Annotated in this window: 25 protein-coding genes and 3 tRNA genes; 16 read left to right on the top strand and 12 right to left on the bottom strand. The window is 69.1% G+C overall.

Features of this window, described 5'->3' with window-relative positions:
- Positions 1-10 precede the first annotated feature (10 nt).
- Positions 11-445: a very short patch repair endonuclease gene (locus ABD671_RS21395; protein WP_344735543.1), complete on the top strand. Its 435-nt coding sequence runs from the start codon at positions 11-13 to the stop codon at positions 443-445.
- On the opposite strand, the gene ABD671_RS21400 is transcribed toward ABD671_RS21395, so the two are convergent.
- Complete coding sequence (locus tag ABD671_RS21400; RefSeq protein WP_344735544.1) at positions 429-1,331, bottom strand: HNH endonuclease; 903 nt, start codon at positions 1,329-1,331, stop codon at positions 429-431. The genes ABD671_RS21395 and ABD671_RS21400 overlap by 17 nt on opposite strands.
- Positions 1,332-1,470: 139 nt before the next feature.
- Here ABD671_RS21400 and ABD671_RS21405 point away from each other — a divergent pair, with 139 nt between their 5' ends.
- Entirely contained in the window at positions 1,471-3,084 is a 1,614-nt protein-coding gene (locus ABD671_RS21405) for a DEAD/DEAH box helicase family protein (protein WP_344735545.1), read from the top strand.
- Between the two features lie 124 nt (positions 3,085-3,208).
- On the opposite strand, the gene ABD671_RS21410 is transcribed toward ABD671_RS21405, so the two are convergent.
- Complete coding sequence (locus ABD671_RS21410) at positions 3,209-4,999, bottom strand: GmrSD restriction endonuclease domain-containing protein (RefSeq protein ID WP_344735546.1); 1,791 nt, start codon at positions 4,997-4,999, stop codon at positions 3,209-3,211.
- Positions 5,000-5,171: 172 nt separating this feature from the next.
- On the opposite strand from ABD671_RS21410, the gene ABD671_RS21415 reads away from it, so the two are divergent.
- The 4 genes from ABD671_RS21415 to ABD671_RS21430 all read left to right on the top strand — a co-directional run bounded on the left by ABD671_RS21415 (position 5,172) and on the right by ABD671_RS21430 (position 10,201).
- Positions 5,172-6,836 (top strand): nuclease-related domain-containing DEAD/DEAH box helicase, encoded by a 1,665-nt coding sequence (locus ABD671_RS21415; protein ID WP_344735547.1) that lies wholly within the window; start codon positions 5,172-5,174, stop codon positions 6,834-6,836.
- A 100-nt stretch (positions 6,837-6,936) separates the two neighbouring features.
- On the top strand, positions 6,937-7,920 hold the full coding sequence (locus ABD671_RS21420) for a T3SS (YopN, CesT) and YbjN peptide-binding chaperone 1 (protein WP_344735548.1): 984 nt from the start codon (positions 6,937-6,939) through the stop codon (positions 7,918-7,920).
- Positions 7,917-9,398, top strand: a complete 1,482-nt coding sequence (locus ABD671_RS21425) for an ADP-ribosylglycohydrolase family protein (RefSeq protein WP_344735549.1) — start codon at positions 7,917-7,919, stop codon at positions 9,396-9,398. The genes ABD671_RS21420 and ABD671_RS21425 overlap by 4 nt, the downstream gene beginning before the upstream one ends.
- 230 nt (positions 9,399-9,628) lie before the next feature.
- Entirely contained in the window at positions 9,629-10,201 is a 573-nt protein-coding gene (locus ABD671_RS21430; protein ID WP_344735550.1) for a DUF6642 family protein, read from the top strand.
- A gap of 174 nt (positions 10,202-10,375) precedes the next feature.
- Here the strand turns inward: ABD671_RS21430 and ABD671_RS21435 are convergent, their stop codons facing one another.
- The 3 genes from ABD671_RS21435 to ABD671_RS21445 form a co-directional block, all read right to left on the bottom strand.
- On the bottom strand, positions 10,376-11,590 hold the full coding sequence (locus tag ABD671_RS21435) for a competence protein CoiA family protein (RefSeq protein WP_344735551.1): 1,215 nt from the start codon (positions 11,588-11,590) through the stop codon (positions 10,376-10,378).
- Between the two features lie 168 nt (positions 11,591-11,758).
- Entirely contained in the window at positions 11,759-12,748 is a 990-nt protein-coding gene (locus ABD671_RS21440; RefSeq protein ID WP_344735552.1) for a helix-turn-helix transcriptional regulator, read from the bottom strand.
- Positions 12,745-13,632, bottom strand: coding sequence for a helix-turn-helix transcriptional regulator (locus ABD671_RS21445; RefSeq protein ID WP_344735553.1), 888 nt, complete (start codon positions 13,630-13,632; stop codon positions 12,745-12,747). The genes ABD671_RS21440 and ABD671_RS21445 overlap by 4 nt, the downstream gene beginning before the upstream one ends.
- 253 nt (positions 13,633-13,885) lie before the next feature.
- Here ABD671_RS21445 and ABD671_RS21450 point away from each other — a divergent pair, with 253 nt between their 5' ends.
- On the top strand, positions 13,886-14,683 hold the full coding sequence (locus ABD671_RS21450; protein ID WP_344735554.1) for a DUF2510 domain-containing protein: 798 nt from the start codon (positions 13,886-13,888) through the stop codon (positions 14,681-14,683).
- Positions 14,684-14,720: 37 nt separating this feature from the next.
- Here the strand turns inward: ABD671_RS21450 and ABD671_RS21455 are convergent, their stop codons facing one another.
- Both ABD671_RS21455 and ABD671_RS21460 read right to left on the bottom strand, forming a co-directional pair.
- The gene (locus ABD671_RS21455) at positions 14,721-15,275 is read right to left on the bottom strand and encodes a hypothetical protein (protein WP_344735556.1); all 555 of its coding nucleotides are present in this window, start codon (positions 15,273-15,275) and stop codon (positions 14,721-14,723) included.
- A 65-nt stretch (positions 15,276-15,340) separates the two neighbouring features.
- Positions 15,341-16,048, bottom strand: coding sequence for a DUF2510 domain-containing protein (locus ABD671_RS21460; RefSeq protein WP_344735557.1), 708 nt, complete (start codon positions 16,046-16,048; stop codon positions 15,341-15,343).
- Positions 16,049-16,131: 83 nt separating this feature from the next.
- Between ABD671_RS21460 and ABD671_RS21465 the strand changes: the two genes are divergently transcribed.
- Entirely contained in the window at positions 16,132-17,007 is an 876-nt protein-coding gene (locus ABD671_RS21465; RefSeq protein WP_344735558.1) for a hypothetical protein, read from the top strand.
- A 28-nt stretch (positions 17,008-17,035) separates the two neighbouring features.
- Positions 17,036-17,812, top strand: coding sequence for a TY-Chap2 family putative peptide chaperone (locus ABD671_RS21470; RefSeq protein WP_344735559.1), 777 nt, complete (start codon positions 17,036-17,038; stop codon positions 17,810-17,812).
- Positions 17,813-18,798: 986 nt separating this feature from the next.
- On the opposite strand, the gene ABD671_RS21475 is transcribed toward ABD671_RS21470, so the two are convergent.
- The gene (locus tag ABD671_RS21475; protein WP_344735560.1) at positions 18,799-19,455 is read right to left on the bottom strand and encodes an endonuclease/exonuclease/phosphatase family protein; all 657 of its coding nucleotides are present in this window, start codon (positions 19,453-19,455) and stop codon (positions 18,799-18,801) included.
- Positions 19,456-19,560: 105 nt separating this feature from the next.
- Here ABD671_RS21475 and ABD671_RS21480 point away from each other — a divergent pair, with 105 nt between their 5' ends.
- Positions 19,561-20,142 (top strand): hypothetical protein, encoded by a 582-nt coding sequence (locus ABD671_RS21480; protein ID WP_344735561.1) that lies wholly within the window; start codon positions 19,561-19,563, stop codon positions 20,140-20,142.
- Positions 20,081-20,980 (top strand): GIY-YIG nuclease family protein, encoded by a 900-nt coding sequence (locus tag ABD671_RS21485; RefSeq protein ID WP_344735562.1) that lies wholly within the window; start codon positions 20,081-20,083, stop codon positions 20,978-20,980. The genes ABD671_RS21480 and ABD671_RS21485 overlap by 62 nt, the downstream gene beginning before the upstream one ends.
- Before the next feature lie 238 nt (positions 20,981-21,218).
- Here the strand turns inward: ABD671_RS21485 and ABD671_RS21490 are convergent.
- Positions 21,219-21,292, bottom strand: a tRNA-Phe gene (locus ABD671_RS21490).
- A gap of 103 nt (positions 21,293-21,395) precedes the next feature.
- Here ABD671_RS21490 and ABD671_RS21495 point away from each other — a divergent pair.
- From ABD671_RS21495 to ABD671_RS21515, 5 genes are all read left to right on the top strand, one after another.
- A tRNA-Glu gene (locus ABD671_RS21495) sits at positions 21,396-21,471 on the top strand.
- Positions 21,472-21,515: 44 nt separating this feature from the next.
- Entirely contained in the window at positions 21,516-22,172 is a 657-nt protein-coding gene (locus ABD671_RS21500; RefSeq protein ID WP_344735563.1) for an SDR family NAD(P)-dependent oxidoreductase, read from the top strand.
- Positions 22,173-22,179: 7 nt separating this feature from the next.
- Positions 22,180-22,917 carry an LmeA family phospholipid-binding protein gene (locus ABD671_RS21505; RefSeq protein ID WP_344735564.1) on the top strand — a complete coding sequence of 246 codons (738 nt, stop codon included), beginning with the start codon at positions 22,180-22,182 and terminating at the stop codon, positions 22,915-22,917.
- A gap of 51 nt (positions 22,918-22,968) precedes the next feature.
- Positions 22,969-23,042: transfer RNA gene (locus ABD671_RS21510), tRNA-Asp, on the top strand.
- Positions 23,043-23,105: 63 nt separating this feature from the next.
- Positions 23,106-23,462 carry a metallopeptidase family protein gene (locus ABD671_RS21515; protein WP_344735565.1) on the top strand — a complete coding sequence of 119 codons (357 nt, stop codon included), beginning with the start codon at positions 23,106-23,108 and terminating at the stop codon, positions 23,460-23,462.
- Between the two features lie 18 nt (positions 23,463-23,480).
- On the opposite strand, the gene ABD671_RS21520 is transcribed toward ABD671_RS21515, so the two are convergent.
- Genes ABD671_RS21520 through ABD671_RS21530 form a run of 3 tightly spaced genes read right to left on the bottom strand, consistent with a single transcriptional unit; the run spans position 23,481 to position 25,161 of the window.
- A complete protein-coding gene (locus ABD671_RS21520; protein WP_344735567.1) occupies positions 23,481-23,819 on the bottom strand; it encodes a fluoride efflux transporter FluC in 339 nt (112 codons plus the stop codon).
- The gene (locus tag ABD671_RS21525) at positions 23,816-24,226 is read right to left on the bottom strand and encodes a FluC/FEX family fluoride channel (protein WP_344735568.1); all 411 of its coding nucleotides are present in this window, start codon (positions 24,224-24,226) and stop codon (positions 23,816-23,818) included. Before ABD671_RS21525 ends, ABD671_RS21520 begins: the two co-directional genes overlap by 4 nt.
- Complete coding sequence (locus ABD671_RS21530) at positions 24,226-25,161, bottom strand: ATP-binding protein (protein WP_344735569.1); 936 nt, start codon at positions 25,159-25,161, stop codon at positions 24,226-24,228. Before ABD671_RS21530 ends, ABD671_RS21525 begins: the two co-directional genes overlap by 1 nt.
- Positions 25,162-25,322 lie beyond the last annotated feature (161 nt).

The following is a 25,322-nucleotide window of genomic DNA, read 5'->3' on the forward strand; positions in this document are numbered from 1 at the left end:
GAGGATTGCGATGGAATCGGAGAGCTGGGCGTCCACGCCGGGCGTGCGCCGATCCATGCGCGGCAACAAGCGACGTGACACCAAGCCGGAGCTGGCGATCCGACGGCTCGTCCACGCTGCAGGCCTCCGCTACCGGGTAGACGCCCGCCCTGTCGTGGACCTCAACCGCCGAGCCGACATGCTCTTCACCCGCGCGAAGGTCGCCGTCTTCGTCGACGGCTGCTTCTGGCATGGGTGCCCCGTCCACCACACCGCCGCGAAAGCCAACGCCAGCTACTGGGCGGACAAGGTCGATCGGAACCGCGAGCGCGACGCCGAGACCGATCGGCTCCTCTTGGCTGCAGGCTGGGTTGTCATCAGGGCATGGGAGCACGAGGCTCCCGAGGACGTCGCCGAGCTGATCATCGCGGCCGTTCGGCGTCCAGGAATCACCCCGCGTTCTTGAACTCTTCGAACCTTGCAGAGAGCCGAGCCTTGTCGGGCCGTTCGCTGGAACTTCTCGGCGTCCAGATGCCGCGCCGGTCCATCTCCTGCAGGCCGTACCGCAACATCGGGCCGTCGACCTCATCGAGGATTTCGCGATTGATGTGAACGACGTAGTCGGGGGAGATGCCCAGGATGTTCTCGTCGTAGGCTGCGTGGTGGATCTTGCAGAGCGCCATGCCGTTGGCGACGACGGACAGCCCGTCGTCCACCGAGTCGGCGGTGATGTGCGCAGCATCGAGAAGCGGAGCCTTGCGGAGGTCGCACACGGCGCATCGGATCTCGTACGCACTGAGCACCCGTGACCTGAACTCGGGCTGGTGAAGCCGTTGCCGCACGACCCGCTCGGCGTAGCGGCGTTGGTCGTCGGTCAGGTGCGAGGGGTCCGGCAGGAAGCGAAGGCCTTCGTCCAGCGCTAGAAGGAATCTTCGGTGCTCGGGCTCCTCCTTGACGACGTAGACGGGCATGACGGGAACGAAGCGTCCATCGGCGACCTTCCGGAGCATGACGATCGGCAGCCCGAGGTCCATCGCCATCCGCAGCTTGATGTTCGATCCGCCCTGTGGATCCTGTCCCCGGGGTCGCCTCTCGTAGGAATACCGGTAGAGAGAATCGCCGTGGTCGCCGTCGTCGTACTCGCTGTAGGGATCGCTGACGATCGTCAGTGTCCCCGCGTACGATCTGGGATTCCAGATTCCCTTACCCACGTCCTTGATCCGCTCAGGCCCGAAACCGAAGTCCACCCGGCCGAGCCATTCGCTCGTCAGCACAGCGGAACGCGCGAATTCGGTCCCGAGCGCATTCATGAGCGCGTACCTCTTCGCGAGCTCCAAAGACAGGTCAGCCATGCGTACAGACTTGCAGTTCGCAGTTCCGATCGGCGTGGATCCCAACATTCCCGCGATGGACGCCTAAGGCGCCCTTCTATCGGGCGGGTGATCCATCGGACCTCCGTTGCATACTGCCCGAAACCTCGGAGGAGATGCTATGCCGCACCTGTTCGAATCCAATTGCGCTCCCGACACCTCAACGTGTCGAGCGCGAATCATCGAGATTCTGAACTACCTGGATGATGTTGGACCGATAGACCCGGATCAGTTGATCCAGCGCTCGGAAGCATCGGAATGCGTCGCCGGTCACGGACTCAGATTCGCAGACCTGGCTCCGCTGGTGGTCAGGGGTGAAGACTCCAGGTTGCGCTTGAGCGCTGCTGGGGACGACCTGCTGCTCGACGCCGGGCGTCCTTCGCCGGACTGGGCCGCCCAGCCCGCCGAAGGATCCTCGCGGCTTCGGAAGTGGCAGGCCGAGGCACTGCGGGCATGGTGCGACCACGGACGTCACGGCGTGGTCGAGGCCGTCACAGGTACTGGAAAGTCACGGGTGGGAATCGAAGCCGTCCGGGAGGCGATCTCGGACGACTACAACGTCATCGTCATGGTGCCGACCGTGGACCTCGTCACCCAGTGGATCCGGGCGCTTCAGGAGAACCGGGTCAAGTCCATCGGAGCCGTCGGCGACGGCAGCCGAGCGAGCTTCACATCCCACCGAGTGGTTGTGGGGACTGTGCAGTCGCTCCACTCGAATCCGCCCGTCCGCCCCGATGGCAAGGTTCTGCTGGTCGCGGACGAGTGCCACAGGTATGGCGCGGAGCAGTGGAGCAAGGCTCTTCACCCCAGCTACCGGCGCCGCCTCGGGCTCACGGCCACCTTCGAGCGCAACGACGATGGAATCGCCGGGCTCCTCAAGTACTTCGGCGGCGCGCCCGTCTATCGAATCGGATTCGCCAGGGCCATCGCCGACGGCGTCGTCGCCCGCTACGACGTGAAGTTGCTCGGCGTTCGCCTGAGCAATCTGGAGCGCCGGGAGTACGACCGCGCGGAAGAGACAGCTCGTGACGCGAGACTCCAGCTTCTGGCTGCCGGCTTCCCGACCGAACCGTTCGGTGTCTTCCTCCATCTTGTGCAGCAGGCAGCGGAATCCGATCCGGATCCGACGGTCAGCGACCTGGCACGACGCTATCTCAAGGCGTTCTCCGAACGCATCGACATCATGACGAACGCGTCAGCCAAGCTGGGAGCAGCCCGTCTTCTCGCCCCTGAGGTCGAGAGATCGCGGGGGGCGATCCTCTTCACGCGACGCATCGACATGTCCGAGGAACTGGCATCGGTGCTGACCGAGTGCGGCATCAAGGCCGCCGCGGTCCACAGCGAAACGCGACGCGCTGAACGGCAGGCGCTCCTGACCGACCTCAAGGTCGGGCGCCTCAAAGTGCTCGTTGCCCCCACGATCCTGGACGAAGGACTCGATGTCCCTGACATCGACCTGGGCGTCGTCATGGGCGGGTCGCGGTCCAGGCGCCAGATGATCCAGCGGATGGGAAGGGTCCTCAGGCTGAAGGGCGACGGTAGAAGGGCAACCTTCATCGTCGTCTACGCAGAGGACACGGCTGAGGACATCACCCGCAACGATGGGGCGGAAGGTTGCCTCGATCTGATCGTGGAAAGCGCAGACTCGGTCACGCAGTTGACCGTGGATCGCGACAGATTGCAGCCCGGTGTCGATGATCTCCAGCTTCGTCTGAAGGGCAGAGGCGGCTCCTAACCCGCGGCCGTGATCAGAGGCGGCAGGCGTGGAAGCCGAGGATCGCGGCGAGAAGGCCTTGCGGTCACCACCCGGCAAGGGGTCCCATCGTGTCGAGTGCTGATCTGTGCCGGCCGCTGTCAGCTCACAGGCCCTTGTAGAAGTCCCGAATCGTCGTCGCCATCAGCTTCCGCCGCCCAGCCAGGAACTCCCTGTAGTTGCCGGCTGAGACTGTAGCCAGGTCGGGCGGAACGGCGTTCTCGAGGAGGTTGCGGGCAAGATCCGCGCTGTCCGTGATCTCGCCGAGCGTCAGCTGTCCCGATTCGATCTGAGCCTGTACCTCCGCCATGTAGACCGCGGGCGGCTTGTTGCTGATGCTGATGTTGATCGACGTCTCGGTCAACGTGTAGTTGGCGACCTGGTTGTAGTCGCCCCGGTCAGGGAACCCGTTCCGCTGCAGGTAGTCCTTGGGAACGATGTGGTGGATATCGCCCGACTGCTGCGTCATGGCGGCCACGGTGATGCTCTTGGAGAGGAAGCCGCGGCAGTTGTTGGCCACCTGAGCCGCGAGGAACGTCTGGAAGAACGGACTGACCGTGCTCGTGGTCTCCAATGCGTTCGGCAGAGTCACGGCCCAGAAGGCGTCGGAGAGCTCTGACTCCTCGATCTGCTTCAGATAGGTGGCAGCACCCTGCTCGCCGATCCGGCGGATGTCCTGTTCCCACGTCGACTCGAAGCTGCCGGAGTGCCGGCCGGTGAGCATCGACATCACGAACCAACGCTTCACGATGTGCTTGCGCTCGCCCTCGCTCATGCTCTTGTCGTCACGGAGGCGGAGATAGAGCGCGTAGGCGAAGTTGAGTGCGTTCTTGGAGTTCACCATCCCAGGCGTGATGAAGCCGGCCGACTTGATCAGCATCAGGAAGTTCTCGAAGTGGTACTTGCTGACGATCTGCAGCAGCGACGCTTCGAGCTTGTCGTACGCGACGGGGATCCGCTCCTCGTCGACTTTCCGGGTCTCGGGATCGCGACCGGACAGTTCGCTGACGATGCTCGAGGCCTTTCCGCGGCTGAATCCGACGAGCCCCGCAACCCGGATGATGTCGCTGTAGGCGGGGTCGTAGAGGTCCTCCGCCTCGTCCTTCAGCCAGGTGATGGCCTGCAGGTAGGGCGTCTGCGCGAACTCGGTGTCGTTGTCCTGGATGTCCGTGAAGGCGTGCGGCGCGACAGCCAGGTGGCAGAAGTAGTCGATGAGCTTGCGGAGGTTCCGCCCCCGGTCCCCGTAGGTGGCGATCTTGCTCATCGCGAAGTCGGCGCTGCTGAGGGGGACGCCCTTGGAGTTGATGCGGATGAAGATCTCCGACACCGTCTCGACGTCCAGGTCGTCGGCCAGGCCGATGATGCCGATCTGGGCGTTCTTGATGCGCTCCAGACGCGCGAGGTTGGTCTCGAAGGTCTTCGGGTCGACCTCGGGGTTGCGCTCGAGGTACTCGCGGGCGAAGGACAGCGGCGACTCGGCGTTGAAGTAGTCGCTGATGTCGGCGATCCACTGCGGATCCTTGGCGAGTACGGGAGTACGGGTCGCGAACTCCTCCGTGATGGGGTTGAAGGCGATCACGATGCGCACCGAGCGGTACTTCTTGTCGATGACCTTCATGCCGGCCACGGCCGCTCGGAGAGCGGTGATGCGCTGTTGTCCGTCGATGAGAATCTGCTGGTGAGCCGCGACGTGCCCACCCTTGAGCTTCGCGCCGATCGACTGCCAGGTGATCAGATACCCGACCGGGTAGCCCTTGTAGAGTGAATCCATGAGATCCCGCACCTTCACGCTGTCCCAGACGAAGGGGCGCTGAAGCTCCGGAATCGCGATGCGGTCGCTCTTCACATCCTCCAGGAGCTGGGTGACGGCCGACTGAGTCACCGAGTACTTCGCCATGCTTGCTCCCTTTGATCGATGCTGGACCGTCCCGATCTTGTCGAGGTGGGATAGGGGATGTCTAGAAGCCGCGCTGCGTCGGGTGGCCGAGATGAGGGGGCTCGACTCCAGGCGTTCCTGCGGTACGTGATCGTGCAGAGGCTCCAGAGTGACCATGAGGTGAGGAGATCCCATGTCCGCCCGCAGCATCCCCGAACACCCCACCTTCGTCACCGGCTCGGAGGAGAAGGTGTGGCGTCGCGCGTGCGAGTCGCTTCCGCCGGGGTCGATCGTGCTGCCCAACCTGCGGTTGACCGACCAGACGAAGGACCACGAGGCGGACCTCGTGGTGCTCGTGCCGGAGGCCGGCGTCGTCGTCCTCGAGGTCAAGGGCGGTGCGGTGTGGCACGACGAGGGTGGGTGGTGGATCCGCCGCGGCGGCATCGATGAGTGCTGCTATCCGGTCGATCAGGCCCGCGATGCCAAGCACGCGCTGCGTCGCTACGTCGAGGCCGATCCGCGGTGGGGGAGTCGCGGTCAGATCGCCTGGGCGCACGGCGTCGTCACCCCCAACGCGGCTTTCGCCCCCGACTTCGCCGTCCCGGAACTGCCGCGGTGGGCGCTGCACGACCGCGAGGACCAGGCCGAGCTCGGACGCCGCCTGGCCGAGAACGGGTGGGGTTTGGCGCATGGCCGGCACACCCCGAACCACGACGACGTCGAACTGATCGCCGAGATCCTCGCGGGCCGCGCGCACACTGCCTTCGACGTCAACGCCGACGCTGAAGCGCGCGCCGACGAGGCCGACCGGCTGACCCAGGAGCAGATGGTGATCCTCCAGGTCACCCGGCTGCTGCGACGCGTGGAGATCCGCGGCGGGGCGGGTTCGGGCAAGACCGTGCTCGCGCTCCAGAAGGCCAAGGACCTCTCCCGCGGTGGCGGTGACCGCCACGCCGAGCGCGTGGCGCTGCTCTGCTACTCGATCGGGCTCGCGGAGTACCTCAAGCGGGCCGTCGCGAGCTGGCCGCGCCGCCACCGCCCGGCGTTCGTCGGCACCTACGAGGAGCTCGGTCGGCTCTGGGGCGTGCCGATGGAGGGCGACGACGCCAGCGACTTCTGGGAGGTCCGGCTACCGCAGCTGATGGCCGAGCGGGCGGCCGAGCTCCCCGACGGGCAGCGCTTCGACGCCGTCGTCGTCGACGAGGCGCAGGACTTCGCCGAATCGTGGTGGGCGCCGCTGCTAGGCGCCCTGCGCGACGAGCGGGAGGGCGGCCTGTTCGTCTTCAGCGACGAGAACCAGCGCATCTTCGCCCGCTTCGGCCGCCCGCCGGTGCAACTCGTGCCGCTCGTCCTCGACCACAACCTGCGCAACACCCGCGAGATCCACGACGCCTTCGGACCGCTCGCGCCGAGCCGCATGCTGGCGCGCGGTGGCCACGGACCCGCCGTCCGGTTCGTCCCGGCCACCGCGGACGACGCGCTGGACGTGGCGGACGACGAGGTCGAGCGGCTGCTCGACGAGGGCTGGGATCCCGGTCGCATCGCGCTGCTCACCACCGGGCATCGGCACCCCGAGCAGACCGCCCAGGTCGAGCGGTACGGCAAGGTCGGCTACTGGCGCTCCTTCTGGGAGGGCGAGGACGTCTTCTACGGCCACGTGCTCGGCTCGAAGGGCCTCGAACGCTCGTGCGTGGTGCTGTGCGTCAACGAGCACGAGGTGCGCGAGCGCGCCCGCGAGCGGCTCTACGTCGGCATGTCGCGCGCCACCGACGTACTCGTGGTGGTGGGGGACGCCGCCGTGGTCGCGGCCGCCGGTGGCGCCGAGGTGGCGCGGCGCCTGGGGCTGGCGACGACCTGAAGCGCGCGCCGTTGGGCCTGGTCGTGGGCTCGGGGAATCCGCTCCGATTCTGTCGGAGGGTCGTCGTAGGTTCATCCTCCCCGACACCGCAGGAGGCTCCATGACCGCACCTCGCCCCCTTCCCGAGCGGCCCGGCGCGGCAGACCTCGGCCCCGGCGCCTGGGCCCAGTTCGAGCCGCTGCTCGTGGCGGCCTTCGAGGCGATGCTCGCCGACGGCGGGCCCGGGTACGTCGTCCTGAGCCTGCTCGACGGATCCCCCGACGCGGACGCCGAGGCGGGGTGCGCGCCGTACGTGCAGTTCGTCTCCTATGCCAACGGCACCAGCCTGCGGGCGGAGATCGTCGGCGATGCCTACCTCGCCCCGCAGTACCGCTTCGACGCCGCAACCGACGAGGCGATGCGGTTCATGGGGTGGGAGGGCAACGACGAGACGGAGGCGAACTGGCACCGAGCCATCGAGGCCGGGGCCGGCGAGGAGGCGGGGCTCGCTCGCGACCTCGTGCACGCGCTGCGCGACACCTTCGGCATCACCCACCCGCACCTGCTCGTGCACCGAGCAGACGGATGCGGCGAGGTCCCTGCCCTCCTGCTCGGACTCTGCGCTCAGGACGACGTCCCGCACGACGCCCCCGAGCCCGCTGCCTCGATCTTCGAGCAGACCGTCTGCGAGATCGGCGACCGCGACGACCTCCTCGAACAGGTCACCGCGGTGCTCCGCGAGTGCCTCCCGGAGATGCCGGGCCAGGTGGAGATCGACGACGACGGCGACCTGCAGGTCATCGCCGCGGGGCAGTTCGTCTGGGTCCGGGTGCATGAACTCAAGCCCCTGGTCGAGATCTTCACCCTCGCCGTCGACAAGGTGCGCTCGCCGCGCGACGCAGCCGTCGAGGTCGGCATCCTCAACCGCCACCACGACTGGATCACCTGGGACGTGCGCGACCGATCGGTCTGGCAGAAGGTCGTCGTGCCCGCCTCCCCGTTCGCACCCGCCCACCTCGCCTGGGCGATGTCGCTGTTCCTCGACACGTTGCTGGCCACCCGCGCCGACCTCGCGTTGCGGCTCCAGGGGAAGGCGGCTCGATGAGCGCGCACCAGCGCTCCCTGACGCCCGCGCAACTCGATCGTGCCTGCGGAGTCGCGCTCGGCACCGCCGTCGGCGACGCGCTCGGGGCGCCGTACGAGTTCGGCAGTGCGGCTCTCGGGCCTCAGGGTCCGCAGATGATCGGCGGCGGACTCGGCGGGTTCGCACCCGGGGAGTGGACCGACGACACCACGATGGCGTGGGCCATCCTCGACGTCGCCGCCGGCGGTGCCGACCTGCGCGACGACGCCGCGCTCTCCGCGATCGTCGACCGCTTCCACGCCTGGTTCCGCTCGCGGCCACCTGACATCGGCATCCAGACCCGCGCCGTGCTCAGCGGGCTCACCGTCGATGAGGTCGACGCGTCGGCGGCTCGCACGGCCGCCGCCGAACTGCACCATCGCACCGGGCGCACCGCCGGCAACGGCTCGCTGATGCGTACCGCGCCCGTGGCGCTCGCGCATCTGGACGACGCCGCTGCCACGGCTACGGCCGCCCGAGCGGTCAGCGACCTCACCCACCACGACCCCATGGCCGGCGACGCCTGCGTGCTCTGGTCGCTGGCGATCCGGCACGCCGTCCTGCACGAGGAGCTCGATCTGCGCTCCGGCCTCGCCTTCCTCACGCCCGAGGCTGCCGACTTCTGGTCGGCCCGCATCGATGAAGCCGAGTCCGGGCCGCCTTCGCGGTTCCGGCCCAACGGGTGGGTGGTCGCCGCGTTCCAGGCAGCGTGGTCGGCGATCGTCACGACGCCGGAGCCCGAAGGGCCCGACGCCTGCAGGCACCTGGGAGCAGCGCTGCGCACCGCGATCGCGATCGGCGACGACACCGACACGGTCGCCGCCATCGCGGGCGGCCTGCTGGGTGCGCGGTGGGGTGCCTCCGCAGTCCCGGCCCGCTGGCGTCGGCCTCTCCACGGCTACCCCGGCATCGACGGCGAACGACTCGTCGAGCTCTCCGCACTCGCAGCGCTCGGCCGCCCCGGGCCGTACGGTTGGCCCGAGGTCGCTCGCATCGACTACCGCAGCTGGGCCGAGCGCCCCGTGCTGGTGCCGCACCCCTTCGACGACGGGGTGCTGCTCGGCAACGCGCTCGCGCTCGACGACCTCCCCGGCGCCGTCGGCGCCGTCGTCAGCCTGTGCCTGGTCGGCCGTGAACAGATTCCCTCAGGGGTGGAGAGCATCCGGTTCAGGCTGATCGACGATCCCGCGCCCGATGTGAACCCCCACCTCGACGCCCTGCTCGAGGATGCCGCGCAGACCATCGCCGACGTCCGCGCCGAGGGCACCCGCGTGCTCGTGCACTGCGTCGCCGCGCAGAGCCGCACCCCGGCGGTCGCCATCGCCTACGCGCTTCGACTCGGTCACGACCTCGCCGACGCAGCGGCCGCGGTCAGCGCTGCCCTCCCGGGATCGTCGCCGAACGCGCGGTTCCGCGGGGCGCTCGACCGACTGGCGAGGCGAGGGGCTTCGGTTCCCTGACGCCGTGCACCCGCATCGGGCGGGGTGTCTCGTCTGGTGTCGATGGCCCCCGGCGCCGTAGCTAGCCGTCAGTCGGAATCGAAGCGGACTCGAACGGGGGAGCCGGGAACCATCATCAGCAATCTCCGGCAACTGCGATGCCTTCGCCCATGCTCTGGCCTATCTTTCGCTGAAGCCGCAAGATTCCGATCGCGTCATGAGCTCGCGGTGCGAAACCATAGGAGATGTAGATGCCAAAGCCCGGAATCTTCTGCCTCGAAGGCGAATGGTCGCGAGATCTCCGAGAGCGCAATTCGGTATTGCCACTACTTGAGCTGTTGGAACGATTGAAGGTCGCCGATTACATCCATCGCGACGTCGCAACTTCCAACGAGTTCTGGTACTACCTCAAGCGGTGGGAGCAGAAGGGATACGCCAGCTACCGCATCCTCTATCTGGCAAGTCACGGCGAGTCCGGTCTCCTGGAGCTGGGGAAGGACCGAGTCACAATGGCAGAGCTAGCCGAGCAGATGCAGGGCCGTGCCGCGGGGAGGGTGATCTACTTCGGGTCCTGCCTCTCGCTTGCTCAGTACGACGAAGAGCTTCTGGCCTTTGTGAAGGCCACTGGTGCAAAAGCTGTGGTCGGATACTCGCGCGCGATTCCATGGTTGGAGTCCGCTTCTTTCGAACTGCTGCTCCTCGAAAGGATGCTTCGAAACTCGCGAAGCGACGCCTTCTTCAATCACCTGGTGCGAGATCACGGTGCCTTCGCTGCTTCGTTGGGATTGGTCGTCGCGACCAAGACTCGCGTTTTCGACGCGTAGGTCGGCGGTTGGCGATCTGTGAGCCTTCTTCGTCCCCGTCGTCAATGCCACGAGGATCTGACGTACTTGCCCGCCTCGGGCGCCGTACATCACCGGTTCACGCAAGCCGGGCCGTAGACCCGCCAACCCGGGGTCGCCCCATCCGGTTGACTGAGAAGCAAGCTGGACCTTGAGCTAGGTGTCGATTCGCCTACGCCAGCGGCCAACACCCGTCGGACCCTTGTAGACGTCGATCAGGGCGGCGTTGAGCAGCGCGTGCGCCAACAGTCCGCCGTCCTGCACATCGGGAAAGGCGAGCGTCGTTCTTGCGCCGCTCGTCTCGATCTGGCTGGTCATGTAGGCCAATACCCGCGCGGGGTGGTGGAGTTCCTCGGGCAGTCCATCCAGAAGCCCTGTCGGTGTCTCCCACTCATTGAGGCGCAGGAACCAGTTGAAGCTGGCAAGCGGGTTTCGACCCTGCGATCGAGTCTCCGAAGGCGAATCCGACGTCGATGCCGGCGGCTTCATCAGCCGGCGACGAGCGAAGGGAAGCAACGCAGGCGGGTCGATGTCGACTCTCTTCGGCGGCGGCTTCCTGCCTTCGAGCTTGGCCTTGGAGTTCATGGCTCCCCGGCCGCCGCTGCTCTCCGATGGCTGCGGGAGACGGGCCGGTTCCTGCTGAGGTGGCCGCGCGTCGTGCTCGGCCAGGGCCTTAGCACTGGTGGGGGTCCATAGGCCGCTCGCTGTCATCTGGCAATCGGAGAGGCTGTGCCAGTCCTCCCGCGAGTGCGAGGTGGTCCCGACGAGGATGTGTTCGGGGCGGCCGAGCTCCGCCAGCGGGACGTCGTGGGCGTGCGCGATCTTGAACGCGACGCCCCTGCGATTGATCACTTCGCCGATTAGTGCCTGGCTGATCTGGCTTCCGAAGAGCCAGGTGACGGTCTCGACGCAGGCGCGGTACCGGTCGTCGCGAGACTCCCACTGCGGGACGGTGATCGACGAGATCTGGACCTCGATGGTGTTTGCGCCTGAGTGAACGTCGACGCGAAGGTCGGCGCGGCCTGCGTCCGGGAGGCGTGCCTCCAGGGTCGAGTCGAATCCTTGGGCCGTGAGCCAGTCGGCGAGGATGGTCTGGAGGAGCAGGTGCAACAGTGAGCGCTCGATGGCTTCGGGCTCGGTGGCGAGATCGCAGTGGTGGGCCTCACCGGCCCGGTGACGGAAGTGGTTGGCCCGGACTTCGCCGGCAACAAGATCGAGCAGGTGACCACATCCTCCGCCCTGGGTGCTGCACCAGAACCTGCGGTCGTAGGCCGAGCGGAGGCTGCGCGCTTCGTCGGCGTCCTCGGGGAGGATGACGAAGGCGGTGCCATTTGGTCCATCGGTGACCGCGTGGGAGAGCAGAACAGACAAGGCCAAGGCTCCTCGAGAAGGTCGCCGCCGGGCTGGCGAGGTGTCTTCGACGGCATGACGTCGGACGTCGATCCGCTCAGGCGTGTTGTGGAATCGCGTGCATTCCGCCGACCAGTGCTTGCGCCGAGGGCAGAAGCCAGGGTGTCGACGATCTGGTTGGGGGAGAGGTCAGGAGAGCGGCGCTTCGTGGTGGCCGAGCAGCCGCTCGACGAAGTTCATCGCCTCGGGCAGCACGGTGCCGGGTGAGATGACGCGCGCGCCGGGTCCGCTGGCCAGCAGCATGAGGCCGACGCGCTCGCCGTCCGGGGGGAGCAGGTCGAGGTCGGCGACGAAGGCGTCCTCGTCCTCGGCGACCGTCTCGATCGATTCGGCGTACATGTCGACCACCCAGCGGGCGTCCTGCGGCAGCTGGAGGCGCACGCGTGAGGTGGCGCGCTGGCGCACGAGGAGCTGCTCGACATCGGCGGGAGGCTCGAAGGTCTCGTCCAGCACCTCGACCGCGCGGACGTTGGCCAGCAGATAGGTGCGCAGGTTGCCCTCGGGACCGACCGGCCCGGCGTCCACCTCCCAGCCGCGGCGCGTCTGCACCAGCCGTAGAGGCTCGATGACGCGCTCACGGACGCCGGCGGCCCATGCGCGCGAGTAGACGATCCGCACGCGCTGGCGGTTCTCCTGAGCCTCCTGGAGCAGCCGCAGGTCGGCGGCCGACCAACGCCGTGCGGGTTCGACGGCCGTGGAGCTGCCGTACATCGTCTCGGCGATCACCTCGAGCGCGGAGGAGAGGTCGGCGTCATCGGGTTCTACGTCCAGCAGCGCCTGGCCGGCGGTGTAGACGACGGCCAGCTCGCCGGCGTCGAGGTGCTCGACGCCGAGACCGGGAGAGACGTCGCCCGCGACGCGTACGACGATGCCGTCGGAGGCGTCCTCGTCGTCCTCACCGCCGGAGACGAACTCCAGGGCGGGGCGTCGGAAGATGTCGTGGCCCCAGCCCCACGACTCGAGGTCGAGGTAGGCGATGAGGTCCTGCTCGAGGGTGGCGGCGTCGGTGCCGAACTGCTCGGCGAGGGCCGTCAGCGCGAGCCCCTCAGGGTAGGAGGAGAGGACGTCGATGACCTGCGGCAGCCGGGCCAGCCGCACCACGTAGAGCGGCGGCTTCATGCCAGACCCGCCATCTCGCGCAGCTCGTGCAGGAGCTCCTCGCGCACGGAATCGGGGGAGAGGATCCGCACCCGGGATCCGAGCACGTAGACGCGTGCGCGGAACGCTGCGCGGTGCGTGACGCGGTAGGTCATGTCGACGTGGTCGCCCGTCTCGCCACGATTCAGGGGTCGCATCAGCCACCGCTCGACGTCCGGCTCGAACTCGCGCGCCGTGCGCAGCGTGATCTCAACAGGCGCGTCGACCTCCCACCGCAGCGGGTGCAGCGGGATGCGGCGCAGCTCGGGCACCTCGGCGGCGGTGCCGGGCGGCTCTAGGCGCACCTGCGACATGCGGTCGACGACGAAGTGCTTGACCACCTCGCCGTCCTGCTCGATCCCGCTGAGGTACCACCGGTAGTTCTGGAACCGCACCGCGCCCGGGTGCACCTGCCGCTCGCTGCCCTTGTAGGAGAAGCGCATCAGCGAGCGGGCGCGCACCGCCTGCAGGCAGCGGGCGAGGGCCTCGCCAGCCTCGTGCGGGACGACGCGCGTGTGCACACCGACGCTGTCGGGCAGGCTCGCCGCCTCGACGCCGAGGCGCCGGGCGAGGTCGCCCCGGTCGGCGAGGATCATCGCCCGGTGCAGCGCCGAGCGCTGGGCGTCGGTGAGGGCGAGCTGGAGCCGGTTGTCGCGGGTCTCCATCCGGTAGCGGCCCGGGGCGCCGTCCGCGGAGATGCGGTCGATGGTCCAGCCCTGGCGGCGCAACAGCCGGAGGTCGGCGCTCAACTGGTCCTGGGGCGCTCCCGTGGCGGTGTAGCCGGCAGCGGCCATCAAGTCGTCGGCCGACGCGCCGACCCGGCCGGCGTTGTCGAGCACGGCGATGATGCGCGCGAGTCGGCTCATCGCCGCCACCTGGTCGCGTCCTGCGGGCACGGGTCCTCCCCCCGGGTCGTGAAACGCTCGTATCCTGCACCGCGGGCGGACGCGAGGTGCGCGAAACGAGGCGACCCCGATCGATACGGCCTCATCGGGTGAAGTCGCCCCGGATGCGCTTCGGGCTCATCATGCTCGGGGGGTCCGAGAGAACAGCCGTGTCGTTCGAAGCCGCCGTCGGAACGCCGCGGTTGTCTCGGACCGAGTCGCCAGCATCCGGGCCATGTCCGAGAACAGCCCCACGAACCCCGAGGCGCCGGCCGCCGCCTGGCTCCCCGACCCGCACGACCCCACGCTGCTGCGCTACTGGGACGGCGCCGGCTGGACCGGTGCCACCGCGCCCCGACAGCCGTCCCTCGACGACCCGACGCCGCCCACGACGACCGAGTCGACCCCCGACCAGCGGACCCGACGCCCGCGTCGACGTCTCGTCATCGCCGTCCTGCTCGCCGTGACCATCGCCGGCACGGCGATTGCCGGCGGCGTCTGGAAGCACCGCTCCGACGTGGCGGCCGCCGAAGCCGCCGCTCGCAAGGCAGCTGCCGCGAAGGAGCGCCGCGAGGCCGAGGAGGAGCAGGCCGCCCGCGAGGCCGCCGAGCGGGCGCGCTTGCAGCAGGCGCGCGCCGACTATCGAGGATGCACGACCCAGGTCGGTCCGCTGCTCGACGCCCTGCGGCGTGTCGACGCCCGGCTCGACGTCGGCGTCTCCCAGAGCCAGCTCTCCTCGCTCGTCGGCGCCGCCTCGGTGGCCTACGACCGCGTCGAGTTCGATCGCATCGACGCCGAGTGCGCCAGCGCGGCCGAGCGGATGCGGGTGGCGCTCAACGCCTACATCGGCACCGTCAGCACCTGGAACGACTGCATCTTCGACGACACGTTCAGCTGCGATGTCGACCGCGACATCCTCGCGGGCATGCGCGCGAAGTGGTCGCGCGCCTCCGGCCTGATCCAGCGCGCTGACAGGCTCATCGACTCCCTCGACCCCGACCGGCCCGCCCCCACCGGAAGCCTCGCCAGCTGAGCCCTTCACGGCTCGCCTGACGCCGCCGTCGTCCGCATCAGGACGACGGCGGCGTTCCGTATCGCACGACGACCGCCCCGTCGGCGGTGCGGATCTCCCCACCGGTGTGCGCCTTCCACTTCGTCGTAACGAGCGCGGCGAGGAACGCTCGTCCGATGGGGAGATCGCGGGCATGCGGGACGGCGTCCTCGGCGGTCCAGGCGATCTCGTCGTGGTCCCACGAGACGCCGCCGGCCTCGGCGCCGTCCGAGCCGAGGATCGGCACGTAGAAGTCGTTGCGGTTCAGCCGGGGGAGCAGCGCCATCGTGTCGGCCGGCTTCAACGCCCGCAGGCGCCCACGGTCGCGGCACTCGGCAAGGAGGCGGTCGATGACCACCCGCCCCAGGGCGCGCTCGTGATCGGGTGCTTCGGCCTGAGCGCGCAGGCGTTCGGTGTACCCGTCGAGCCCACCGGCGCCCCGGAGTCGTGCGTCGAGCGCCTCTGCCTCGAAGCGGACCCGCTCGGCGAGGGTGTGGTGGGCAGCCAGGACGGCGGCGTGGATGCGGCGGGAGCTGGGCAGGTCGAGGCGGAAGGTGCCTTCTTCGTGCGGCATGGAGGTCTCCTGGGATGCGAACGCCCCGCCGGACGCGACGTCCGGCGGGGCCGAGGGGATGGGCGTCAGAAGTTGTTCTGGAAGGTGAAGGGGAAGCGCCCGGGCTTGAAGTCGTCGAAGCTGATGAACTGCACGGTGACCGTCTGGCCGGGCTTCACGTCGGTGGCTGACCCGTCGAGGGTGGTCACGATCGTGGTGCGGTCGCGGGCGAAGAGGGTGACGGTGAAGAAGTTGTCGCCGCCGTCCTGGTCGTCACCGGTGTAGGTGATGCGGCCGATCCCGTCGAAGGAGCCGAGACCGTCCTTGCGGATCTGCAGGGAGTCCAGCCGCCAGTCGCCGTTCTGCTTCGGCAGCACGAACGACGGCTTCGTGCCGTCGTCGGGCGCCGGCTGGTCGTCGGCGGTGTCGGCCGGCTCGGCCTTCGCCGTCGGCTCCGCGCTCGACTCGTCGTCCGCGGCGTCCTCGACGGCGGACGTCGTCGGGCTGGCGGAGGCCGGGGTGTCGGATGCTGTCGGCTTCTCGTCGTCCGACCCGCCACCTGCTGCGCCGCCGATGCCGATCAGGACGACGGCCGCGATCGGCAGCAGGAAGCGCTTCTTCTTGAACCAGGGCCGGTCGGCCTCGCCGGCCGCCATCGGCGCGGTCGGGTACTGGGTCGGCGCGGGCGCCAGCGGCGCGACCTGCGCCGTCCACTGCGAGCCGTCCCAGTACCGCTGCTGCCCCGGCACCTGGGTGTCCGGGTACCAACCCGGAGGAGTGTCGTTCTCGGTCATGGGGGGAGCGTGGGGCGGAGGTCCGAGGGAATGGAGGCCGGACTGCTTCCGCGCTGTCGGAGCCTCCGCCTAGCCTCCGCGGTATGGAGCCATCCCACCTCGACGCCGGAGCCCGGTCCTGGTTGAGCGGCCTGCCGCTCAACCGCAAGGAGCGCTACTACACCGGGACGGTACTGCCAGGACTCGTGTGCGGTGACGACTTCGCCCACCTCGATCGCTTCCTCGCCCTCTGCGGGCTCCCCGTCGAGGTCGATCGCCGACCCGACGGACGCCACCAGGTGTTGGTGGTCACCGAGTACGGCTTCGCCGAGTCCGTCTTCACACCCGAAGACGTCGCACGCTGGGGGAGCGGGCTGCAGGCCGACACCCCCGACGTCGTCATCGCCGGCGCCGACTGGCTGCTCGCGGTCGAGGCGAAGATGTTCCACACACCGTCGGCTGCCGATCTCACGGCGCAGATGGATCGCCAGGCTGCTGTCATCGGGCTGTGGGTCGAGAAGCTGGAGCTCTCCGCTGAGCGCGTGCGGCACGTGCTGCTTCTGCCCGCCGAGCTGGCGAAGAAGTCGGCGCAGTCGGCGCATCCCGTGGTGACGTGGGAAGCCGTGCTCGCCGAGTTCCAGCAGGTCGGCGTCCCCTACTGGGCGAACGTGCTTGCCTCCGCGCTCGACTCGTACGGCTCCCTCGCCTCGGCTGCCATCTCGTTCGGGAAGAACAAAGACCGGCTGCTCACCGGCTCGGAGATCCTCGAAGCCGTCAGCTCCGGCGAGGTCGCGATCGGCGCTGTCGGGCGCACGGGCGGACGACACGGCAAGGCGTTCCTCGAAGATCTTGCGAGCGGCGGCTGGCGCGCCCGTCGCTACGAGGTGCGCGCCGGCGAACCGCCGAACAAGAACTGGTTCACCCTCGCCGACTTCCTCGCCGCCGTCGCCTCGGCCGATTCCCTCGGAGGTTCGGACTAGCGTCGCGACCATGGAGTTTCATCCGTCGGTGATCGAGGCCGCGTCCTGGCGCCTCGCCGTCACGCTCGTGCGCCGCCACCGCGATCTGGTCATCGGACGCGAGCATCCAGGCGGCGGCCAGTACGACTGCCTCGCCATCCGATCGGACGCCGGGCTGCTGGTGTACCTGAACAGGGTCGGGTCGATCCAGGTGCACAAGGACAGTCGGGGCGGCCCTCTCCCCGTCGGTGTTCCGGTCGCGCACTGGGACGACTATCTGTCTGCCGCCGATCCGCTCGAGATCATTCGGAGGATAGAGAGCACGGCGAGCCTTCCGTCGCCGCAGACCGCGCTGTCCAGCACTCCTCGGATCCTGGCGTATCGACTGATCGCCGACTTCGCCGCGATGGCGGTGATGTCGCGCCCTCTGGAGATCCGTCCCTGCGGCATCGGCTCCTCCATCGACGGCGGGCCGGCGGAGTGGCTGGAGGATCATCCGCGGATCGCCCGAGAGCTGGCAGCCCGCCACGCCGGTCCCCAGGACTACTGGCTCGTCCGCGGTCGCGGGATCGACGTCGTGCTCGACGTCCGCGGGCGCGCCGTGAGCCCGGACGACCGCGAGATCGATCTCGGCACGCTGTACGTCGGACTCGGCCACAGCCTTCCTCGGCTGGCAGCGCGCGTCATCGAGGAGTGCCGATCACCGGCGGAGCCCGGGCCGGTGGTCCTCACTTCCTGCGAGCTGTGCAGTCTGGAGTTCGACGCCAGCCGGAACTTCTGGCGCGACCAGTTGTGCCCGCGGTGCAGCGACGAGATCGCCGTCTGAGAGCGTTCGTCGCCCCTTACAGCTACACGACTCGCTCGCCGAAGCGCGGGTGACCGTCAAATTAGTCAGGAGACTTGTCCGATGGAGTATTTCGTTGCAGAGGGCCTGACGCATATCCGGGTAGATTCCGTGGCGTTCGTCAGCAGATGTGAATACGAGTATTCAGAAATCTTGGTGGATTGGGTAGGCAGCCATGTACCGGCGGCTTATGATCCCTGCCCCGGGTGCTGGTCCCGGCCTGTCGATCGCGACGATGAACCCATTGACCTCGTGGAGGCCCAGGGCGTTTACGCGATTGATGACGATGCGCATCTCTGGATCTCTCGTTCGGTGGATTCGTGGATGTCGGCATGTGGTCGAGAGGATCTGGATGTACTCGTCGCATGGGCGGGCGCAGAATGGCCAGAAGCGTATGGTATCTGTCCTATTTGTGACGCTCTTGTCGATTGGGATTGGTCGGAACTCGACGAAGATCAAAGCCGCGATCCAGGGGCCGCCGATCCCTACGTCCGATACCGCGTCTGGGTGACCCAGGACGGGACTCAGCACCGAGCTCAAGATCGCAGTCTGACAAGCGCCATGTGTGGTGCTGCGATTCGCGCGGGGGCGGTGCCCAGCTTCGTGCAGTCTGGCGGAGTCGCCCACTGCCACGACTGCGACAGAGCTGTGGGCCGCGCGCGTGCCATCGGATCATTCGAGGCACTTGTTACATGTTCCGCCGAAGTTTCGACGACACCGAAAGCGGTCAACGAGGGGAAGCGATCGAAGAAGCCGCGACGTGCATGGGCGGAGCCGCCCCCACCTTCCGCAAATCTTCCAGTCGATCCGGACAGCCGAGAATCAGCTCGCGCGCCGAGCCCGGCCGAGCGGCAGGCGATGAAGGAAGTCGCTCTGTTCGGCCGAACGATGGTCGTTCCGACTCGCTTCTTGCGAGGTGGCTCCCCAGGCCTCGGTCGGCGCCGATGACCCAATAAGCCTGATCATCGTCAGGGGCTGCTCTTGCTGGGCTGACAGGCGACGACGTAGACGTCGTGGTCGGAGAGCCGCCGCCCCTCGAGTTCCGCGACCACCCGCTCGGCTGCGACGATGCTCCACGCCCGCGGCACCGCTATGTGATCGATCGAGCTGATCCCTTCGATCCGATGCGGAAGGTCGGCCGTCGGGAGCTGCAGGTGGAGTCTGTCGATCGCCTCCGAGAGCCATCGTCGTCCGGCGATCGTGCCGGCGGTCTCAGGGCCGGTGAAGCTCTGATTCCAGTCACCGCCCCAGACCTGCGGCCGCATTGCTGCGATGGCGCTGGCCGCATGGATCTGCTTGTCGATGAGCTTCTCGCCGACCCAGAAGTCGCGCGGCGTGCAGCCGCGCCAGGGAAGGATCGAGGAGCAGAAGCGGACGCCGTCGATCACTCCGGCGACCGACGCGGGATGCGGCTGGTTGACCTCGGCGATCGGCTCCCGTGACGCGATCGCCGACCACCGGCGGCGCGGAGCCATCGGCTCCGTCGTGCTGGCGACGTGCCACCCGGAGAGATCCAGACGGTCCGAGACCTCGGTCAGCAGCAGGACGTCGCATCGCATCTGATCGATCAGACTTCGATGGGCGTCGCCATGTCGTCCGGCCAGGTTCCAGGTGCCGATGCGCAAGGACCGTCCCTCCTCGACGAGACCGGATGCAACATGTTGCAGCCGGTCATCGTGACTGATGGGCCGACCTTCCCCGATCGCGAGGTCGGCGGCAACAATCCCTCCATGCCGACCCGCCTCGTGTGCCCCTTCCACACCGATGAGGACCTGGCCGGGACGCCGACCGGGGACGGCGTCCTCGCCTTCACCTGCGATCGCACAAACGGCCACCCCGCGCCGGGGCCGTTCTCCTGGCTGCACGACCCGGTCGCAGCGGAAGGCTCGAACTCGTCGGGCTTCAGTGGCCTGGCCGAGGAACTCGGTCTGCCGCAGGATCTGCCCGTCGTCCTAGCCGGCCTCGGCGACGGATGGTTCGAGTACGGCCTCGTCGAGCGCGCGTACGCCGACGCCCACCCCGAGGAGTTCGCGATCATGGTCGAGAAGTGGGGCCACACCGCGATCGCCTCGGCGAAGTACACCTGCTCGTCCTATATCGCCGGTGTCCTCGGCGGTCTCTCCCGTCTCGGCGAGATCGCCTACCACGACGGCCGCGGCACCGGCCGGTGGTCCTACAACAGCTCGATCTCCTACTGGGCGAGCGAGCCGCAGCCCTGGAGCACGCGTACGACCTGGGTCGATGTCATCGGTGACGACTCAGCTGAGGCGCGGGACGCGGACGCCGAATGCCGACGCTATGTCGGCGTCTGATCCGGCCGCCTTCGCGGGTCATCTGACCCTCGGGGGCATCCTCGACCTGAGCGGCGTCGATCAGGACGAGCTCGTGGTCATCCGCCACACCTTCACAGCCGGTGGGCTCGAATCGGCCGCCGACCTCACGGCTGAGGGCGTGCTCGCCTACACGCAGTGGCAGACCATCGGCAACAAGCTGGGAAAGACCCCGCCTCGCCTGTGGCTGGTGTTCATCGCCGACGGCGGCCGACGCTCTCGCCTTCTCGCTGCCTACGAGAACCATGGTGAGCTCGGAGCTGAGCGGACTGACACGATGAGGCGCTTCGATCTCCGCCCCTCGTCGCTCTTGGAGGCGTTGATGGATCGCCTTGTCATCGAGTGGTCCGGAGATGCGGTCAACTGGGCGAAGTCGGCGGCATCGGCTGCGAGCTTCCCGGTCGTGGAGATCGCCGACCCCGAGGCTGTGCCGTTCCCAGGCTTCGACCGCGTCCTGATCAGTCACGGAGAACTCCGCGACGTCATGGAGGACTCGCGCTACGCCGCGTGGCGCACCGCGCTCGGATCAATACAGGGGATCTACCTCATCGCCGACACCGAGTCTGGGCAGTTGTACGTCGGGAAGGCAGACGGCAGCGAGCGCATCCTCGGACGTTGGGCGCAGTACGCCCGCGACGGCCACGGCGGGAACATCGCCCTCCGGCAACTGGCCGGGCTCGACCCCGACCACGCACGTCACTTCCAGTTCTCGATCCTCCGCGTCTTCGGGCCGAGCGTCCCGAGCGCTGATGTGGATCAGGCGGAGGCCCACTACAAGCGGGCGCTCCTGAGCAGGCAATTCGGTCTCAACCGGAACTAGGAGAGTCGCGTCGGAGAGACGAAGGGCCCGCGGCCGTCGTCGGGAAGTTGGTCGCAGCCGGGCCGCGACCAACTGGCGTCTCGCGCAGAGCAGGACCGCCCTGAGAAGGCGGCTTGGTTGTCGAGGCGCTCGCCGCCACCATTCGGGAATCTCCAGACATGCGACCCACCCCCAAAGAAGAAGGCCCCCGCCGAAGCGGGGGCCTTCTGAGGTCGCAGGTGGAAGCCCTGCTTGCTCGTGGGCAGGGGCGGGGTCGAACCGCCGACCTATCACTTTTCAGGCGATCGCTCGTACCAACTGAGCTACCTGCCCGAGCGAGTGCACCTTACAACAGGGGGGCGGGGGCGTCCGAATCGACCTGCTTTGCCGCCGTCCGCGCGGCACACCTATGCTGGGCGCGCGCCGCGAGGCGCTGGCCCCCATCGTCTAGCGGCCCAGGACCCCGCCCTTTCACGGCGGTAGCGCCGGTTCGAATCCGGTTGGGGGTGCCAGGTCGACGCGCCGCCCGCCGCGGGGCGCGAGAACGGGGTCGCACATGAGTCGTCGCACTGCCGTCATCGTCGGGGCCGGGCCGGGTGTCAGCGGCTCGCTCGCCCGCCTCTACGCGGACGCCGGGTGGAACCTCGCCCTCTTCGGCAGCCACCCGGACGCCGTGGGGGCGCTCGCCGACGATCTGCGCGAGCGCGGTGCGGCGGTCGACCACGAGATCGGCGACCTGGCCGACGTCGCCGACACCGACGACAAGCTGCGCTCGCTGGCCGAGCGGGCCGAGGAGGTCGGCCTCCTGCACTTCAACCCGAGTGTCTTCCGCGAGGCCGACGCACTCGAGCTGAGCGTCGCCGACCTGCTCGCCGACGTCGCGATCGGCGTCGGGGGTCTGCTGACCGCGGTGCAGGCCGTCGTCGGCTCGATGGGTCCGGGCGCGCGGGTCTCGGCCACCGGCTCGATGGCCGCCGACCAGCCCTGGCACCGCGCCGCCACGCTCGGCGTCCAGAAGGCCGGGCTGCGCAACCTCGTGCTGGGCCTCGACACCACGCTCACGCCGTCCGGCATCCGCGCGGTCAGCGTCACGGTGCGCGGTGCGCTGGGCAGCGAAGGCGCCTTCACCCCCGACAAGGTCGCCGCCGCCATCTACGCCGCCACCTGGCGCGAGGACGCCGACTGGACCCCCGAGGTCTCCTACGAGGGCTGACGGCGTCGTGACCACGCCGGCCGACCGCAGCCCGCGACGTCGAGCGCTGCTCGTCGTCGGCGTCCTCCTGCTGCTGGTCCTCACCGACCGCGCCCTCGGGACGGCGGCCGGCTGGTACGCCGGGCGCGAGTCCGGATGCCCGGGCCTCGGCGTCCACGTCAGCTCCCTGCCCACCGGGACGCCGGCCGCCTGGCAGCTGCTGCGCGGACGCTTCGGTGCCGTCGACGTCGGCGGCGACCGGGTCGAGGCCGCGGGCGTCGTCTCCGACCTCGACCTGCACCTGGACGACGTCGACGTGCGCGGCGAGCAGGTGGGCAGCCTCGACGGCGAGGTGCGCATCGCGTGGAGCGAGGTCGCCCGCTACGTGCGCGGCCAGGAGCCGTTCGCCGCCGACACCGACCTGCGCCTCACCGGCCTCGGCGACGACCGTGTGCAGGTCGACCTCACCGTGCCGGTCGTGCTGGTCGACGTCCCCGTCAGCCTCACCGCCCGCCTGGACGCCGTCGACGGCGCCGTCGCGGTCACCGCCGACCGGCTCAGCGTCGCCGGCATCGACACCTCCGCGCTGCCGCCCGGCCTGGAGCAGCAGGTGCTCGATCTCGCCTCCCGCACCTGGCCGGTCGACCTCCCGCCCGGCGTCGTCCTCGACGACGTCCGCGCCGCCGGCGACGACCTCGAGGTGCGGGTGAGCGGCGCCGACCTGCGGCGTCCGCAGCTCCAGGACTCCTCGGTCTGCGCCGGGTGACCCGGCGAATTGGGCGCCGGGCGGATCCTGGGATATGGTTCCCACGCGTTTGGCCCCGTAGCGCAGTTGGTTAGCGCGCCGCCCTGTCACGGCGGAGGCCGCGGGTTCGAGTCCCGTCGGGGTCGCAGAGTGAAGAGGTCCGGATCATCGATCCGGGCCTCTTCTTGCTTCTCGGGCATGATCGAGCCGTGCCGCTGGAGATGGACGCCGCCCGCTTCGACGCCCTCGTCGACGACGCCCTCGACGCGATCCCGCCCGAGCTGGCCCGCCTGGTGCAGAACGTGGTGGTGCTCGTGGAGGAGGTGCCGCCGCCCGAGGAGCCCGACGACCTGCTCGGCCTCTACGACGGCGTCGCGCTCACCGAGCGCAGCGGCGACGCCCCCTTCGAGCTGCCCGACCGCATCCTCATCTTCCGCCGCCCGCTGCTCCAGATGTGCGAGAGCGAGGAGGAGTTGGTCGAGGAAGTGCGCATCACCGTCGTGCACGAGGTCGCCCACCACTTCGGCATCGACGACGACCGGCTCCACGAGCTCGGCTGGGCGTGAGCGGCGAAGCCACAGAACTCAGGCGCCGAGCACGAACCCCACCCAGCACGCCGCCAACCCGGCCACCACGGTCAGGACGGCGTACCGCGCACCCGCGCCGGCGTCCTCGCGCCCGAGGGTCGCGGTCTGCACGGCGAAGGAGGAGTACGTCGTCAGCCCGCCGCAGAAGCCCGTGCCGAGCAGCGCCAGGGCGTGCCCCTCGACGGCGAGCCCCGCCAGCAGGCCCAGCACGAACGAGCCCGCCACGTTGACCGCGAACGTGCCCCACGGCAGCGCCGGCCGGTCGAGGCGCTGCCCGACCCACCACCGCAGCGGCGCCCCGACGGCCGCCCCGAGGGCGACGAGCACGGGCGTCACGACGCCTCCCGGGACGCCGCCGTAGCAGCCAGGACGGCGACCGCGCGGCGTCCGAGCGCCACCGCCGCCAGGCATGCGGCGAGCGTGCCGACGAGGTAGAGCCCGCCCAGCGCGACATGGCCGCCGTCGAGCAGTGCCCGGGTCTGCTCGGAGGCCGCCGAGAAGGTCGTGTAGCCGCCGAGCACCCCCGGCCCGAGCAACAGGGTCAGCCGCTCGTGACGGCGGGCGGCGGCCCACGCCGGCAGGAGTGCGAGCAGCAGGCTGCCGGAGACGTTGATGGCGAAGGTGGTCCAGGGGAAGGTGCCGGCGGCGTCGTCCCAGGTGCTCGTCAGCCACCAGCGCAGCACGGCGCCCACGGCACCGCCGAGCGCGACGAGGGCGAGCCGGCCGGGGAGTCCCGCGGTCATCAGGAGGCGGAGCTCGGACGGCTCTCGGCGTGCGCGGGCACCGGTCCGTCGAACGGCTGCGGCTCGCCGCCGTCGATCTGGCGGACGGCCTCCCCGAGGTACCACTCCTGGAACGCCCGCTGCTCGGGGGAGCGGGCCAGGGAGAGCAGCCGCTGCTGGCGGCAGAAGTCGTCGGCGAGATCGAGCAGCTCGAGGAAGCGCGCCAGGGAGCGGCCGGCCCGGCGCGGGACGACGATCTCGAGATCGACGGTGTCGTGACCCGCGGCGTAGGCGTCGGCGACGAGGCGGTGGTGGGCGGTGGCGCGGATGTCGCGCTGGAGGTCGTCGAAGGTCTGCGCGAGGTCTTCGGCGACCGGGTAGACCGAGCGCGTCGAGAGCACGAGCAGCCGCACCTCGCGGCGCAGCTCGGCGAAGTGGTGCACGAACCCCTGGTAGGCGATCGTCGGGACGCCGAGCAGCCGCACCGTCACCGGGTCGTCGATGGGCGCCACCTCGCCGCTGTCGAGGCCCGTGAAGTGGCCCTCGGCGCCGTCCTCGTCGCTGATCGTGGCCGCGGGCACGAACCAGACGACCTTGCCCTCCTCGTCGATGTCGGCGCCCCAGGCATCCGAGCAGCGGGCGACGATGTTGAGGCCTCGCCCGAAGGTGAGGAGGAGGTCGTCGTCCTCGCCGATCGGGTCGGGCATCCGCGGCGGCTCGACCGACCCGTCGCGCACCTCGACCCGGGGGTACTGCGCGGTGCCACGCACCCGCACCGTGATCGGCGGACGAGCGTGCAGCAGCGCGTTGGTGACCAGCTCGGAGACCCCGAGCTCGGCGCAGTCGATCAGGTCGTCACGACCGATCGCCTGGCAGGTGTCGACGACCCATCGCCGGGCGTCCTGCACACCACGAGGCCCCGGGCCCAGCGTCAGTGCTGGCCGGTTGAGCGGCACGGGCGGTCTCCATCGATCGGGCCGAGAGAGCGGATAGGGACAGGTTCGAGGTGAGGTGGGAGTTCGGGAGGGTGGGACGGTCGGGTGAGAACGACCGGAGTGCGGCAGTGGGGTGGTGAGGTGGTGCGTGGAACCGGGCGCGGGCGCACCCGCGTGACCGA

This window comes from Nocardioides fonticola (assembly GCF_039536805.1).
Taxonomy (GTDB): Bacteria; Actinomycetota; Actinomycetes; order Propionibacteriales; family Nocardioidaceae; genus Nocardioides; species Nocardioides fonticola.

Excerpts from the sequence above, each read along its gene's own strand:
- ABD671_RS21395 (WP_344735543.1), top strand. The coding sequence starts at position 11 with ATGGAATCGGAGAGCTGGGCGTCCACGCCGGGCGTGCGCCGATCCATG.
- ABD671_RS21400 (WP_344735544.1), bottom strand. The coding sequence starts at position 1,331 with ATGGCTGACCTGTCTTTGGAGCTCGCGAAGAGGTACGCGCTCATGAAT.
- ABD671_RS21405 (WP_344735545.1), top strand. The coding sequence starts at position 1,471 with ATGCCGCACCTGTTCGAATCCAATTGCGCTCCCGACACCTCAACGTGT.
- ABD671_RS21410 (WP_344735546.1), bottom strand. The coding sequence starts at position 4,999 with ATGGCGAAGTACTCGGTGACTCAGTCGGCCGTCACCCAGCTCCTGGAG.
- ABD671_RS21415 (WP_344735547.1), top strand. The coding sequence starts at position 5,172 with ATGTCCGCCCGCAGCATCCCCGAACACCCCACCTTCGTCACCGGCTCG.
- ABD671_RS21420 (WP_344735548.1), top strand. The coding sequence starts at position 6,937 with ATGACCGCACCTCGCCCCCTTCCCGAGCGGCCCGGCGCGGCAGACCTC.
- ABD671_RS21425 (WP_344735549.1), top strand. The coding sequence starts at position 7,917 with ATGAGCGCGCACCAGCGCTCCCTGACGCCCGCGCAACTCGATCGTGCC.
- ABD671_RS21430 (WP_344735550.1), top strand. The coding sequence starts at position 9,629 with ATGCCAAAGCCCGGAATCTTCTGCCTCGAAGGCGAATGGTCGCGAGAT.
- ABD671_RS21440 (WP_344735552.1), bottom strand. The coding sequence starts at position 12,748 with ATGAAGCCGCCGCTCTACGTGGTGCGGCTGGCCCGGCTGCCGCAGGTC.
- ABD671_RS21445 (WP_344735553.1), bottom strand. The coding sequence starts at position 13,632 with ATGAGCCGACTCGCGCGCATCATCGCCGTGCTCGACAACGCCGGCCGG.
- ABD671_RS21450 (WP_344735554.1), top strand. The coding sequence starts at position 13,886 with ATGTCCGAGAACAGCCCCACGAACCCCGAGGCGCCGGCCGCCGCCTGG.
- ABD671_RS21455 (WP_344735556.1), bottom strand. The coding sequence starts at position 15,275 with ATGCCGCACGAAGAAGGCACCTTCCGCCTCGACCTGCCCAGCTCCCGC.
- ABD671_RS21460 (WP_344735557.1), bottom strand. The coding sequence starts at position 16,048 with ATGACCGAGAACGACACTCCTCCGGGTTGGTACCCGGACACCCAGGTG.
- ABD671_RS21465 (WP_344735558.1), top strand. The coding sequence starts at position 16,132 with ATGGAGCCATCCCACCTCGACGCCGGAGCCCGGTCCTGGTTGAGCGGC.
- ABD671_RS21480 (WP_344735561.1), top strand. The coding sequence starts at position 19,561 with ATGCCGACCCGCCTCGTGTGCCCCTTCCACACCGATGAGGACCTGGCC.
- ABD671_RS21500 (WP_344735563.1), top strand. The coding sequence starts at position 21,516 with ATGAGTCGTCGCACTGCCGTCATCGTCGGGGCCGGGCCGGGTGTCAGC.
- ABD671_RS21525 (WP_344735568.1), bottom strand. The coding sequence starts at position 24,226 with ATGACCGCGGGACTCCCCGGCCGGCTCGCCCTCGTCGCGCTCGGCGGT.